General features: G+C 55.5%; 12 protein-coding genes. 3 read left to right on the top strand and 9 right to left on the bottom strand.

The features are described from left to right. Positions 1-45: 45 nt before the first annotated feature. The 9 genes from recC to rppH form a co-directional block, all read right to left on the bottom strand. Positions 46-3,420, bottom strand: a complete 3,375-nt coding sequence (gene recC / locus IM267_RS08615; protein WP_193033189.1) for an exodeoxyribonuclease V subunit gamma — start codon at positions 3,418-3,420, stop codon at positions 46-48. A gap of 12 nt (positions 3,421-3,432) precedes the next feature. Continuing rightward, positions 3,433-3,756: a prepilin-type N-terminal cleavage/methylation domain-containing protein gene (locus tag IM267_RS08610; RefSeq protein WP_193033188.1), complete on the bottom strand. Its 324-nt coding sequence runs from the start codon at positions 3,754-3,756 to the stop codon at positions 3,433-3,435. Then, positions 3,741-4,139 (bottom strand): DUF2509 family protein, encoded by a 399-nt coding sequence (locus IM267_RS08605; RefSeq protein ID WP_193033187.1) that lies wholly within the window; start codon positions 4,137-4,139, stop codon positions 3,741-3,743. The genes IM267_RS08610 and IM267_RS08605 overlap by 16 nt, the downstream gene beginning before the upstream one ends. Next, complete coding sequence (locus tag IM267_RS08600) at positions 4,136-4,696, bottom strand: prepilin peptidase-dependent protein (RefSeq protein WP_193033186.1); 561 nt, start codon at positions 4,694-4,696, stop codon at positions 4,136-4,138. The genes IM267_RS08605 and IM267_RS08600 overlap by 4 nt, the downstream gene beginning before the upstream one ends. Next, on the bottom strand, positions 4,687-5,151 hold the full coding sequence (locus IM267_RS08595; RefSeq protein WP_193033185.1) for a prepilin peptidase-dependent protein: 465 nt from the start codon (positions 5,149-5,151) through the stop codon (positions 4,687-4,689). Before IM267_RS08595 ends, IM267_RS08600 begins: the two co-directional genes overlap by 10 nt. Positions 5,152-5,335: 184 nt before the next feature. After that, positions 5,336-6,130, bottom strand: a complete 795-nt coding sequence (thyA, locus tag IM267_RS08590; protein WP_015571751.1) for a thymidylate synthase — start codon at positions 6,128-6,130, stop codon at positions 5,336-5,338. Between the two features lie 6 nt (positions 6,131-6,136). Then, positions 6,137-7,012, bottom strand: a complete 876-nt coding sequence (gene lgt, locus IM267_RS08585) for a prolipoprotein diacylglyceryl transferase (protein ID WP_063869279.1) — start codon at positions 7,010-7,012, stop codon at positions 6,137-6,139. 260 nt (positions 7,013-7,272) lie between these two features. After that, complete coding sequence (ptsP, locus tag IM267_RS08580; protein ID WP_193033184.1) at positions 7,273-9,519, bottom strand: phosphoenolpyruvate--protein phosphotransferase; 2,247 nt, start codon at positions 9,517-9,519, stop codon at positions 7,273-7,275. A gap of 12 nt (positions 9,520-9,531) precedes the next feature. Next, positions 9,532-10,062 carry an RNA pyrophosphohydrolase gene (gene rppH / locus IM267_RS08575; RefSeq protein ID WP_063451936.1) on the bottom strand — a complete coding sequence of 177 codons (531 nt, stop codon included), beginning with the start codon at positions 10,060-10,062 and terminating at the stop codon, positions 9,532-9,534. Positions 10,063-10,745: 683 nt separating this feature from the next. Here rppH and mutH point away from each other — a divergent pair. The 3 genes from mutH to IM267_RS08560 all read left to right on the top strand — a co-directional run bounded on the left by mutH (position 10,746) and on the right by IM267_RS08560 (position 12,957). Next, positions 10,746-11,438 (top strand): DNA mismatch repair endonuclease MutH, encoded by a 693-nt coding sequence (mutH, locus tag IM267_RS08570; RefSeq protein ID WP_063451937.1) that lies wholly within the window; start codon positions 10,746-10,748, stop codon positions 11,436-11,438. Positions 11,439-11,566: 128 nt separating this feature from the next. Continuing rightward, positions 11,567-11,785 (top strand): YgdI/YgdR family lipoprotein, encoded by a 219-nt coding sequence (locus tag IM267_RS08565; protein ID WP_003862794.1) that lies wholly within the window; start codon positions 11,567-11,569, stop codon positions 11,783-11,785. 131 nt (positions 11,786-11,916) lie between these two features. Next, positions 11,917-12,957, top strand: coding sequence for an NADP(H)-dependent aldo-keto reductase (locus tag IM267_RS08560; RefSeq protein WP_193033183.1), 1,041 nt, complete (start codon positions 11,917-11,919; stop codon positions 12,955-12,957). Positions 12,958-12,970 lie beyond the last annotated feature (13 nt).

Genomic DNA, 12,970 nt, shown 5'->3' with positions numbered 1-12,970 from the left:
GCATCATAAATGAACACCTCATGCTGCGCAATTTTTATACAGTGCTCAGGACTGATTAAATTTGTACAACGGTAACAGGTAGCGTTGCGCCTCTTCCGTGATAATGTCGAAGTATTCTGGCTCCAGCGTTCGCCATAAACGTTGATACCAGACATCGTCGCCCTCGCCACGTACCATCATGTTCCCTTCGTAGGCCTGCAAAAACTTGCTGCGAGCTTTCTGGAGCGAAGCCTCATCCGTTAACATGGCATCATTCTGCGCGTCGTAACAGGCTTTTATCCACGCCCCCCCACTTTCAGGCAGTAAAAGCAGTGGTTTGTTCATGCCCTGACGGTAGCCTTCAATATAAAGCGACAGATACGTCAACGCCTGATCAGGCTTCATGGGCGGGAAGCGCCACTCGCCGTCCTTACGTACAAACAACCGGCTTTCGCCTTCGTGACCATTCGCACAGTAGACAAGATGTTCGAGCCAGAGTTGCAGGCCATGTGAAACGCTGAGCATGGAGGGGCGCCAGCGCAGCAGCCCGTCAGACTGCACGTGCGTGAGCCAGCCGCTGAGGTGGATACCGTTACAATCGAGATCGATTTCAATGCTGCTCGCCGGCTGCCGACACGCGATAACCCGGTCAGCAAGCGCTTGCATCTCCTCGCACTGGGCATCCCAGACGATTTCGCCGAACGCGCCATACGGAAGTAATCCCGACGCCCTGAAACGTCTGAACAGTTTGCTGGCATCTTCTTCGTCAACCAGCGCATTCAGAAGCTGGGAATTGAGCTTAAACCGCTCCAGCCCATCAAGAATAAACGGTTCCGCATCGGGGATTTCGCTCTCTTCCGAGCGGAAGTTAACCTGCAAGCGTTGCTGGAAAAAAGCCCGAACCGGATGCGCCCAAAAGCGCTGTAGCTGCTCAAACGTGAGGGTGTCTATGGCGAGCGGTTCGAGCGCCTGAATAAAATCGGTTTGCGGTGTCCCCTCGTTCTTCGCGGCGGGAAGCCACTCACGGGCGTAGCTTTGCAGTTCATCAGGAACGTAATTGACAGGATCAAACGGCATACGGCTATGGTGACAGGTGATATGCGCTTTCACCCGACGTTCGCTTTCGTCGCAGTTACAGGCTTCATCGCCCGGCAGATAGTGACTCTGTCCGATGTAGTCCACCAGCTCCTGCACCAGCACCGACGGGAAACGCTCGCTGTTGTCCTGAATTGAACGCCCGATATAGCTGATATAGAGCCTGCTTTGCGCGGACATCAGCGCCTCAAGGAAAAGATAACGGTCATCATCGCGGCGGCTGCGGTCGCCCCGCTTCGGCTGTGCGCTCATGAGATCAAAGCCCAGGGGAGGCAGCGCGCGTGGATAAATACCGTCGTTCATGCCAAGCAGACAAACCACTTTGAACGGGATTGAACGCATCGGCATCAGGGTGCATATATTCACCGGCCCTGCAAGGAAGCGCTGGCTGATGCGCTCCTGGTCAAGGCGTTGCGTCAGCTCATCGCGCAGAAGCGAAAGGGGAACCGCCTCGTGATAGTGCGAATTTACCCCCTCATCCACGATGGCCTGCCACTGCTTCTCGATAAGCGCCATGGCAGCCTCTGTTTCGCTGTCCGGCAGGAAGAAATCATTCAGCATGTCGCGGCAAACCGGCAGCCACTCTTCAAGCGGGCGGGGCTGCATCAGCGCGCGGCGCCAGCGGTTGAGCTGCATCAGCAGCGAGGCCAGGTGACCTACCAGTTCCGCGATTAACCCGCTGGACTCATCGTACGGCAGCACGTCATTCCATTCGCCGTGGATGCTCTCCATCGCATACCCCAGCAGCATGCGGGTAAGGCCAAACTGCCAGGTGTGCTGGCCGGTTGGTGGAAGCTCGAACTCCTGAACGTTGTCATCGTCAATTCCCCAGCGGACGCCGGATTCGTTCACCCACTGACGCAGGTAGCGCAATCCCTCTTCGTTAATGTCGAAACGTGCGGCCAGAACAGGCACATCCAGCAATGCCAGCACATCCTCAGAGATGAACCGGCTATCGGGCAGCGAAAGCAGGCTGATAAAGGCCTGAAGCGCCGGGTGTGACTGACGAGCGCGGCGGTCTGAGATGGCGTAGGGCAGATAGCGGTCACCCGTTGCGCTGCCAAATACCGCCTGAATAAACGGGCTATAGCTGTCGATATCCGCCACCATCACCACGATATCGCGCGGTGTCAGGGTTGGATCGTCCTGCAACATGGCCAGCAGGCGGTCATGTAGAACTTCAACTTCACGCTGTGGACTATGGCAAACGTGGATCGCGATACTACGATCGTCAGGATCCAGTTTTCGCTTCTTATCGCTTCGCGCAAACTCCTCGGCGGTGATCCCGGCAACGGCACGGTTCTCTAAATCCAGAATATCGAGCTGAATATTGTGCAGCAGGCTGTCGGGCGTAATATCCGCAAACGCATCCACGTCCCCCTCTCCCGAGGAGGTGATATCTGAAAGCAGATAAATATAGTCGCGCCCCAGCTTGCCCCACGAGGCAAGCAGCGGGTTCGGCAGGTTCTGAATCCCCTCTTCATCGAAAAGCTGCGCCGCGTTTTCAGTGTCCTTAAACAGCGGCACGGCACGTTCCTCAAAGAGGCGTTTTCGCTGGCGGGTGACCAGCCGTGAAAGCCAGCGCGGATCCTGAATATCTCCCCAGTAGTGCCGACACGGGTTGGTAAAAAGGATATGGATATCAGTGTGCTTACCGAGCGCTTTGAGCGCGTTCAGGTAGACCGGCGGCAGCGCGGAGATACCGCAAATGAACACGCGTGACGGCAAACGGGCTGGCCGTTCTGCGGTGTTCTCAAGTGTTGAGATAAAGCGATCGTACAGGTTAGCACGGTGCCATTTAGGCTGACCGAGCTGCTCGGTATGCTCGACCAGCGCTTTCCAGAGAGGCGCCTGCCAGATTTGCGCTTCCGGCAACCCATCGACTAATTCTCCCGCTTCCCAGCGAATCAGCCATTCTGCACGGTAAACCAGATACTGGTCGTAGAGGTCGGCGGTGCGTGAGGCCAGTTGAAACAGTTTGCGCTTGTCGGTGTCATCATTCAGGTAGTGGCGCAGCATGGCGAACTCTTCATGCTCCAGCATGTCCGGCAGCAGCGTCATCAGTTTCCAGGCCATGCTTTGTTTGTTGAAAGCGCTCTGCTCGGGAATATCCGGCAGGACGCGAACAAACATCTCCCAGATAAAGCTCGCGGGCAGCGGAAAATCGATGTTCGCCGCAATGCCAAACTTCTGCGAAAGGGACATTTGCAGCCACTGCGCCATACCGGTGCTCTGCACCAGCACCATTTCTGGCTCAAACGGATCGTCGAGACGCTCTTGCTCAACGATATACTCAATCAGTGCTTCCAGCACATCCAGACGATTTGAGTGGTAAACCCTTAGCATAAACGCTCCCGACTACCGGCTAACCGGACAATGCAGACGCGTCAACGCGCCCTGCAGCCCCATAGGAGAAATAAGTGTGACCGTGATGCTGACACATCCGGTCTGTGTTGTCTGCCCCCGACTGACCTGCCAGCCCGGCGGGAGCATCGACGTTGAGATCTGCGACTGATTCCACGCATGATGCCATAGCTGACGATACTGGCTAAGCGCCGCATACCGGGCTGCCAGCGCGCGATGATATCCGGATAACGCCGTCACAACCACAACCAGCAACATCATTGCCAGCAAAACCTCAACCATGCTAAATCCTTTTTGTCTGCTCAGGGTAACTGACATAGCGCTTTTTCCTTAAGGGGGCAGAAATCGCTCCAGCCGTGGGCAGAAAAGCGTATTTGTCCTTCCGTGATTTCCCCGCCCTGCCAAAGCAACAGATCGTCAATTCCGGCAATAAGCAAAGCCCGATCCCTGAGCAGCCTTAAACAGACCCGCCAACGCTGCGTCTGCTTGCACTGAACCTCTGGCCGTAATGCCCAGCGCTGAACGCGTCCCCACTCCAGCGCAGACTGCACGGCAGCCTGCTGGCGAACGGACAGACTCTCATTACTCACCACAGCATTAAAAGTTTTCAGCTGCTGGTTTAATCCGGTGAGGAGCAGCGTGCCGAGCACCAGCAACAGCAGGACCAGCGCCAGCGATGACATGCCCCGCTGACGATTCACAGATTAAACCCCGTTACGGTGTGGCGGGCTGAAAAGGGTGTGGTCAGTTCACCTTTGCGCCGGGCGCGCAGCTCGACATTGATTACCGGTGCAAAACCAGCATGGTCGGTTTTGGTGATCATGAACTGCTCTATCAGGATCCGATCGGGGTCGGTGAGTTTATCCCACCCCTTACCTTCACAGGACGTCGCGCCCCGCAGCGTTTCAAGCACGCCGGCTTCAAGCCGAAATCCCGTGCTGTCATTTTCTGACGCGGAGGTATCCCACTGACCGTTGCTGTTTGCATCCCACTGCACAATTGCACATCGCCCTTGCCTGCCGATGATTAACCCTTGCCCCTGACAATGCCCTCCACAGTATCCTGCTCGCTGGAGTTGTTTACCCATCGCAAGCAGGCGTTGCCACACCTCATCTTCCAGCTCTCGTTGCCCTGATTGCAGTAAAACACCCCGCTGGAGCCCCGGTAAAAAACGTGACGTGCTGAGTAACAGAATGCTGCTTATCGTCATCGCGATCAGGACCTCCAGAAGGGAGAACCCTTTTTGTTTTACTGGCATAGACTTTCTCCTGCGGCATTACACAGCCTGATACGCCCACCATTTGAGACAACAACCCACCACGCACCGGCGCGGCTCTGCACGCGAATATGTCCGGCCCATGCGGTATCCCTTAAGCCGTAAAATCCCAGCGCAGGCGTTACGTCGCTCAGCGTGACCTCCGGCCATAACGGTTTCATCACGAACGGGCCGCCGCTGTCGCAGCCCGGGACCACAGCGCTGACAAGGCAGGCATGCTTCCCGTCAGCGTGAAGCGCGATCCTGTGCTCGCTGTTGTGACGATTTGCGTCGTTTCGCAAAAACACCAGGTAATCCCGCACCTGACAGGCGGTCTGCCAAAGCCGCTGCCGCTGTTGCCAGCTGTCCCAGCCATAAAGCCCCGTCGCGCTGAGAATCACGACCAGCGAGATGGCGACAAGGGTTTCGATAAGCGTAAAGCCATGTTCGTTTTTCATGGCGGGAGTGTCGCGGAAAGGCAGAAAAGGCGCGAGCGTCAAACCAGAACATTACGAGCCGCTTTCAGGAAAATGTCGTCTGTTGCAACGCATTGCATCCTCTCTGGAAACAGGCTCGAAAAACAAAACGAGCGCGAAAAAAAACCGGCGCTCAAGAGCACCGGTTGTGTCAGGATCCGCCGTATCAGATGGCGACAGGCGCTTTAATGCCGGGATGCGGGTCGTAGCCCTCAATCTCGAAGTCATCAAAACGGTAATCGAAGATTGATTCCGGCTTACGTTTGATCACCAGTTTCGGCAGCGCGCGCGGTTCACGCGTCAGCTGGAGATGCGTCTGTTCCATATGATTGCTGTAGAGATGGGTATCACCGCCCGTCCAGACAAAATCGCCCACTTCAAGATCGCACTGCTGCGCCATCATGTGCACTAACAGCGCGTAGCTGGCGATGTTAAACGGCAGGCCGAGGAACACGTCGCAGGAGCGCTGATAGAGCTGGCAGGAGAGCTTGCCGTCCGCCACGTAGAACTGGAAGAAGGCATGGCACGGTGCCAGCGCCATTTTGTCCAGCTCACCCACGTTCCAGGCAGAAACGATGATACGACGCGAGTCCGGGTCATTCTTCAGCTGGTTCATAACGGTTGTGATCTGGTCGATATGGCGACCGTCCGGGGTTGGCCACGCGCGCCATTGCTTGCCGTAGACCGGCCCCAGGTCGCCGTTTTCGTCTGCCCACTCGTCCCAGATGGAGACATTGTTTTCATGCAGATAAGCAACGTTGGTATCGCCTTGCAGGAACCAGAGCAGTTCATGAATGATCGAGCGCAGATGGCAGCGCTTCGTCGTCACCAGAGGAAAGCCTTCTTGCAGATTGAAGCGCATCTGGTGGCCAAAAATGGAGAGCGTACCGGTGCCGGTGCGGTCGTTTTTCGGCGTGCCCTCGTCGAGCACTTTTTTCATCAATTCAAGATACTGTTTCATGGTTCCTCAGGAAAGTTGTTGCTGTGGACGACGACGATACGCCCAAATCATCATAATGGCACCCGCGACAATCATCGGGATGGAGAGGATCTGCCCCATGCTGATGTACTGTACCCATTCGCCGGTAAACTGCGCATCCGGCTGGCGGAAGAACTCGACGATGATACGGAATGCGCCGTAGCCAATCAGGAACAGACCAGAGACAGCACCCATTGGGCGCGGTTTGCGGATGTACAGATTCAGGATGATAAACAGCACCACGCCTTCCAGCGCCAGCTCGTAAAGCTGAGACATATGGCGCGGCAGAACGCCGTAGGTATCGAAAACAGACTGCCACTCAGGGTGCGAAGGCAGCAGCGCGATATCCTCTGCGCGCGAGCCCGGGAAGAGCATGGTAAACGGCACGCTCGGATCGACACGCCCCCACAGCTCACCGTTGATGAAGTTGCCCAGACGCCCTGCGCCCAGCCCAAACGGGATTAACGGCGCGATAAAATCAGCCACCTGGAAGAAGTTACGTTTGGTGCGTTTGGCGAAGATCACCATGACCAGGATCACACCAATCAGCCCGCCGTGGAAGGACATGCCGCCGTCCCAGACGCGGAACAGATAGAGCGGATCGTTCAGGAATACCGGGAAGTTGTAGAACAGGACATAGCCGATACGGCCGCCCAGGAACACGCCGAGGAAGCCAGCATAAAGCAGGTTTTCCACTTCGTTCTTCGTCCAGCCGCTGCCGGGACGACTGGCGCGACGGCCAGCAAGCCACATGGCAAATACGAAGCCCACCAGGTACATCAAACCGTACCAGTGAAGCGCTACGGGTCCTATTGAGAAAATTACCGGATCAAATTCCGGAAAATGCAGATAACCACTGTTCATCTGTCACCACAAGATGTTGTTATTCCGCTGAAAGTGGACAGCGGCTGAATTGCATTCCCGCCGTTGGCAGGTGCTCCAAAGTTGCGAATCATAGCATAAGGCAGGCGCGGAGGATGCGCCTGAGATGTAAAAGATGTGTATAGGGTTTGATGCGCGCAGGTCCCTTCACCCTGGCCCTTTCCCCAAACGGGCGAGGGGATTGTTAGCTGCTCGCATTCATTTGTGGGGTTCCCTCCACCCTGAGGAAGAGGGGAAAGGCGTTAGCGACCACCGCGGATCAGGCCGCCCATACCGCGTCGTTCCATAAATGCCGCCACCTGGTGACGAACCTCAGCTGCCAGCTGCGCGTCAAGGCTGCGCTCAGCCAGCTCGCGGGCATCATTGACGTCAATATGACGCAACAAATACTTCACGCGCGCTACCGCGCGGCCGTTCATCGACAGATGGCGATACCCCAGACCAATCAGGATCGCGACGCACATAGAGTCTCCGGCCATTTCACCGCACAGGCGTAGATCAATACCGTACTGTTCAGCCTCACGGGCGATCATCGCCAGGGCACGAAGCATCGCCGGATGCAGGCTGTCGTAGATGCTGGCAACGCGGGTGTTGTTGCGATCGACCGCCAGAATGTATTGCGTTAAGTCGTTGGTGCCGACGGAGATAAAATCGACGCGGTTCGCCAGCTGCGGCAGCATAAAGACCATTGAGGGCACTTCGAGCATCACGCCGATACGCGGTTTCGGGATCGCATAGCCGATCATCTCTTCCACTTCGCGCCCGGCGCGTTCTATCAACCGCCGCGCTTCGTCGATCTCGTCAATACTGGTGACCATCGGCAGCAAAATGCTGAGATTCCCCGTAGCCGCGTTGGCACGCAGCATCGCACGAACCTGAATAAGGAAGATTTCCGGCTGATCGAGGGTAATGCGGATCCCGCGCCAGCCGAGGCAGGGGTTCTCCTCGCTGATGGGCATGTAGGGCAGCTGTTTATCCGCGCCGACGTCCAGGGTGCGCAACGTTACGGGTTTGTCGTTGAACATCTGCAACATGCCCTGATACTGCGCAACCTGCTCCTCTTCTGAAGGGAAGCCGCTTTGCAGCATAAACGGGATTTCGGTGCGGTAAAGGCCAATGCCGTCGATGCGGCTGCCGAGCTTTTCTTCGTGCTCGGGGCTTAAGCCAGCATTGAGCATCACCTTTACCCGCTCACCGCTTTTGAGCTGCGCGGGCAGGTTGACGTCATCCTCCGCCAGCTTGCTTAATTCATTCTCTTCGCTGATAAGGCGCTGGTACTCCTGGAGGAGAACCGGCTCAGGATCAACCAGCAGCTCACCGCGATACCCGTCCACCACCAGCGTGCGGCGATGCAGCACGGAGGGCTGAATATCCGCGCCCATAACGGTCGGGATACCGAGCGCACGCACCATGATGGCGGCATGGGAGTTAGCTGCGCCATCGCGCACCACCACGCCCGCCAGCCTGTCCTGCGGTAACTCCGCCAGCGTCGTCGCCGAGAGTTCATCGGCCACCAGCACAAACCGGCTTGGCCAGGCATTCGCCCCCTGAATGGTATCATCGAGGTGGAAAAGCAGACGTTGCCCAAGCGCGCGTAAATCACCGGCTCGCTCTTTCAGATAACCGTCAGTCAGCACCGCAAACTGTTCGGCAAATTTTTCGATGACCTTTTTAACCGCCCACTCTGCCACCGAACCTTTATCGACCTCGGCAAACAGCTCACGGCGCAAGCGCGCATCGGAAAGCAGGTGTGAGTAAAGATCGAAAATGGCCGCCGTCTCTTTTTGCGCACCAGCGGCAAAGCGTTTGCTGTAGCGACGAAACTCATTCGCCGCCTCTTCCAGCGCGGCGGTAAGCCGCTCGCGCTCAAGCGCTTCATCCAGCGTAGAGGCTTCGTAGACCTGCTCCATCAACGGTAGCGTGGCATCCATCCAGCCTTCGGCGATAGCGACGCCCGGCGAGGCCGGAAGCGCGCGGATACGCGTATGACGATACTGGCCAAAAAGGGCGGCCAGCTGGGACTGGGAGAGGATCGCAGCCATCTGCGTTGCCAGCGTGACGAGGAAGGACTCCTCGCTTTCGTCGTACTGGCGCAACTCTCGCTGCTGAACAACAAGCACGCCAAGCAGCTGACGGCGCTGAATAATCGGCACGCCAAGAAAAGCGCGGAATCGCTCCTCTTTTACGGAAGGAATATATTTAAAGCTGGGGTGTTTTTGCGCATCGGCAAGGTTGATTGGCTCCGCCAGTCGCCCGACCAGGCCAACAATACCTTCATCAAACGCGAGCGTGACGGTGCGTCCCCGTGGTTTTTTTAAACCGCGGGTTGCCATCAGGTAGTAGCAACGTCGGTCATGGTCGGCCAGATAGACCGAACAGACTTCGGTTTCCATCGCAAGACAGATGTCCGTCACCAGAATATTCAGCGCCTCGTTGAGGCGAGGCGCACTGGCAACCTTTTCAACTATTTCTCGCAAGCGGGTGAGCATGATTTGCGTAGCTTAACCTCTTTTACGTCGCCAGGCAGGTGCGCTCTGTGGCTTAGGAGGCGTCTCCTGAAGCTGCATAACGGCACTTGCGAACTCTTTCATCACCCTACGGTAAACATCGCGCTTAAAAGACACGACCTGACGAACCGGATACCAGTAGCTTACCCAGCGCCAGCCATCAAACTCCGGCGTGCTGCTGGTTTGCATATTGATATCTGAATCGTTGCCCACCAACTGCAAAAGAAACCACTTCTGTTTCTGGCCGATACAAACCGGCTTTGTGTCCCAACGCACCAAACGTTTCGGTAACTTGTAACGCAACCAGTTGCGGGTCGAAGCCAGGATGCGAACATCTTTGCGGCTTAAACCAACCTCTTCAAACAGCTCCCGGTACATCGCTTGTTCTGGGGACTCTCCAGGATTGATCCCGCCTTGCGGGAACTGCCAGGAGTGCTGACCATATCGCCGGGCCCACATCACCTGACCCTGACGATTACAAATTACTATTCCTACGTTTGGGCGGTAGCCATCGTCATCAATCACCGGACTACCCCAAACTAAATCTGATATATGAATGATTGTTTCACACTACAGGGAGGCGGTAAACCACTCTCTTACAGGCCTGCAACCTAATAACATTTGAATAACTCACAAATTTGTGAGGAGTTATAAACAGATGAGGGCGACTGAGACCATTTTTATTCACCTTTTCTGTGGATATAGTTGTGAAGAAGTACGGAATTACCGATGAACAACCTTGTAGACCGACGAAACGCCCGTTTATGCCCTTCATAATAAAGCATTTAAATTCATATCGTTATAGTTAAAAACAGGGCATTAAAGGCGATTAACGTGACGATCGTCACATCAAAGATCCTCCTGCTGATGAAAGATCGAACAGCGTCGGTTTTATCCACAGATTGTGCCAATAAGTTAGGCACAATTTGTGTGAAAATTCGATTTTCATCGCACGTCAAGGCTGTAAATTGAAACAGTAGTGGTGGTTATACCCAGTTATCCCATTTTTCTGTGGATAACATGGTGTAAGATCCTGTTTATTGTCAGTGACCAGAATTGCACAACCTGTTTTTTAGCCATGCCACGCTGCTTTTTATCCTAAAAAACCTGATAAAAACCAACCACATGGAATATGTACTCAGAAAAAGGTAAACTCTATCCACAAGGGATAAAATATCAGCTCATTTTTTAACCAAAAGGTTGTTAGCATGCATTCTCTCGCCCCACTGCTCTCCCCTCCCGTCAGTGAAGCTCAGCTGCTCCAGCAGGCACAGCGTCTGGCAGGCTATTCGCTGGGTGAGCTGGCCGTGATGGCGGGGCTGACGATACCTAACGATTTGAAGCGCGATAAAGGCTGGATCGGCGTGTTGCTTGAACGCTGGCTGGGCGCAAGCGCGGGCAGTAAACCGGAGCAAGATTTTGCGGCGCTGGGCGTTGAGCTGAAAACGATCCCTGTCGATAGCCAGGGGCGGCCGCTGGAAACGACCTTTGTCTGCGTGGCGCCGCTGACGGGGAACAGCGGAGTGACCTGGGAAACCAGCCACGTCAGGCATAAGCTGAAGCGGGTATTGTGGGTACCCGTTGAGGGCGACAGGCAGATCCCGCTGGCAGAACGTCGCGTTGGCGCCCCGCTGCTCTGGAGTCCGGATGAAGAAGAGGAGAGGCAGCTTTCCGAAGACTGGGAAGAGCTGATGGATATGATTGTGCTGGGACAGGTTGAGCGGATCACCGCCCGGCATGGCGAAGTGCTGCAACTCCGTCCAAAAGCCGCCAACAGCAAAGCGCTTACTGAAGCGGTAGGTGCACGGGGCGAACCGATCCTGACGCTGCCGCGCGGTTTCTATCTTAAAAAGAATTTCACCGGGGCGCTGCTGGCACGCCACTTCCTGTTGAAAACATAGTTTTTTACCAATTTTGCGCTCCGGCTAACATAATCTCCTCCTTTTTAAGATTTCCCCCCTTTCACCTGTCGTAATATCAGGTTATTACTACACTATGATTTGATACGAGCCAGGTGAGGATGAGAACGATGAAAAAATGGGCAGTAATTATCTCAGCAGTCGGTTTAGCGTTTGCGGTATCGGGTTGTAGCAGCGACTATGTCATGTCAACGAAAGACGGTCGTATGATCCTGACCGATGGCAAACCCGAAGTCGACGACGATACCGGTCTGGTGAGTTACCGCGATCGCGAAGGCAACCAAATGCAAATTAATCGCGACGAAGTATCCCAGATCATCGAGCGTTAAACAGATAAAGGTCAGTAGCTTGCTGGCCTTTTTGATTTTTTCCTTCCCCTTTTGCCTTCCCTCTGCCATGTTTATATTCCTTTGTCGGGAGGTTCCTGACGCAGTCTGTATGTCTAAAAAGGAAACCGGCTATGCATTATCACCGTATCCCCCACAGCGCTCTGGAGATCAGCCAACTGGGGTTGGGCACCATGACATTTGGTGAACAAAACAGCGAAGCCGATGCCCATGCACAACTCGATTACGCCGTCAGCCAGGGCATTAACCTGATTGACGTGGCGGAGATGTACCCTGTTCCTCCACGCCCGGAAACACAAGGCCTTACCGAAACGTACGTCGGCAACTGGCTGGCGAAACGTGGCAATCGCGAAAAGCTGGTTCTCGCCTCTAAGGTTAGCGGCCCCTCCCGTAATAACGATGCCGGGATCCGCCCTAACCAGATCCTCGATCGCAAGAATATCCGTGCCGCGCTGGATGCCAGCCTCAAGCGCCTGCAAACCGACTATCTCGATCTTTATCAGGTGCACTGGCCGCAGCGTCCGACAAACTGCTTCGGCAAGCTCGGCTACACCTGGAACGAGAGTGCTCCGGCCGTTACCCTGCTGGAAACGCTGGAAGCACTTACGGAATGCCAACGCGCGGGCAAGATCCGCTACATCGGCGTTTCCAACGAGACGGCGTTTGGCGTGATGCGCTATCTGCATCTGGCCGATAAACACGATCTGCCGCGCATCGTGACCATTCAGAACCCGTACAGCCTGCTGAACCGCAGTTATGAAGTGGGTCTGGCGGAAGTGACGCAATACGAAGAGGTGGAGCTGCTCGCCTACTCTTGCCTGGGCTTCGGTACCCTGACGGGCAAATACCTGAACGGCGTGAAACCGGCTGGCGCGCGTAACACGCTTTTCAGCCGCTTCACCCGCTATAGCGGTGAGCAGACGCAAAAAGCCGTTGCGGCGTATGTGGATATCGCGAAGCGTCACGGGCTCGATCCGGCGCAAATGGCGCTGGCCTTCGTGCGTCGTCAGCCGTTCGTCGCCAGTACCCTGCTGGGCGCGACAACAATGGCGCAGTTGAAAACCAATATTGAGAGTTTCCACCTGACCCTCAGCGAAGAGGTGTTAGCGGAGATTGAAGCGGTGCATCAGGTTTATACTTACCCGGCACCTTAAGTTGACGTTTTGC

Source organism: Enterobacter cloacae complex sp. P15RS (assembly GCF_014895905.1).
Classification (GTDB): domain Bacteria; phylum Pseudomonadota; class Gammaproteobacteria; order Enterobacterales; family Enterobacteriaceae; genus Enterobacter; species Enterobacter quasihormaechei.
Note: the sequence above shows the minus strand (reverse complement) of the source record. Positions and strands in the feature narration are given on the sequence as shown.

What these genes read in the sequence shown, in the direction of transcription:
- recC (WP_193033189.1), bottom strand. Translation starts at nt 3,420, where the DNA reads ATGCTAAGGGTTTACCACTCAAATCGTCTGGATGTGCTGGAAGCACTG.
- IM267_RS08610 (WP_193033188.1), bottom strand. Translation starts at nt 3,756, where the DNA reads ATGTCAGTTACCCTGAGCAGACAAAAAGGATTTAGCATGGTTGAGGTT.
- IM267_RS08600 (WP_193033186.1), bottom strand. Translation starts at nt 4,696, where the DNA reads ATGCCAGTAAAACAAAAAGGGTTCTCCCTTCTGGAGGTCCTGATCGCG.
- IM267_RS08595 (WP_193033185.1), bottom strand. Translation starts at nt 5,151, where the DNA reads ATGAAAAACGAACATGGCTTTACGCTTATCGAAACCCTTGTCGCCATC.
- thyA (WP_015571751.1), bottom strand. Translation starts at nt 6,130, where the DNA reads ATGAAACAGTATCTTGAATTGATGAAAAAAGTGCTCGACGAGGGCACG.
- lgt (WP_063869279.1), bottom strand. Translation starts at nt 7,012, where the DNA reads ATGAACAGTGGTTATCTGCATTTTCCGGAATTTGATCCGGTAATTTTC.
- ptsP (WP_193033184.1), bottom strand. Translation starts at nt 9,519, where the DNA reads ATGCTCACCCGCTTGCGAGAAATAGTTGAAAAGGTTGCCAGTGCGCCT.
- mutH (WP_063451937.1), top strand. Translation starts at nt 10,746, where the DNA reads ATGCATTCTCTCGCCCCACTGCTCTCCCCTCCCGTCAGTGAAGCTCAG.
- IM267_RS08565 (WP_003862794.1), top strand. Translation starts at nt 11,567, where the DNA reads ATGAAAAAATGGGCAGTAATTATCTCAGCAGTCGGTTTAGCGTTTGCG.
- IM267_RS08560 (WP_193033183.1), top strand. Translation starts at nt 11,917, where the DNA reads ATGCATTATCACCGTATCCCCCACAGCGCTCTGGAGATCAGCCAACTG.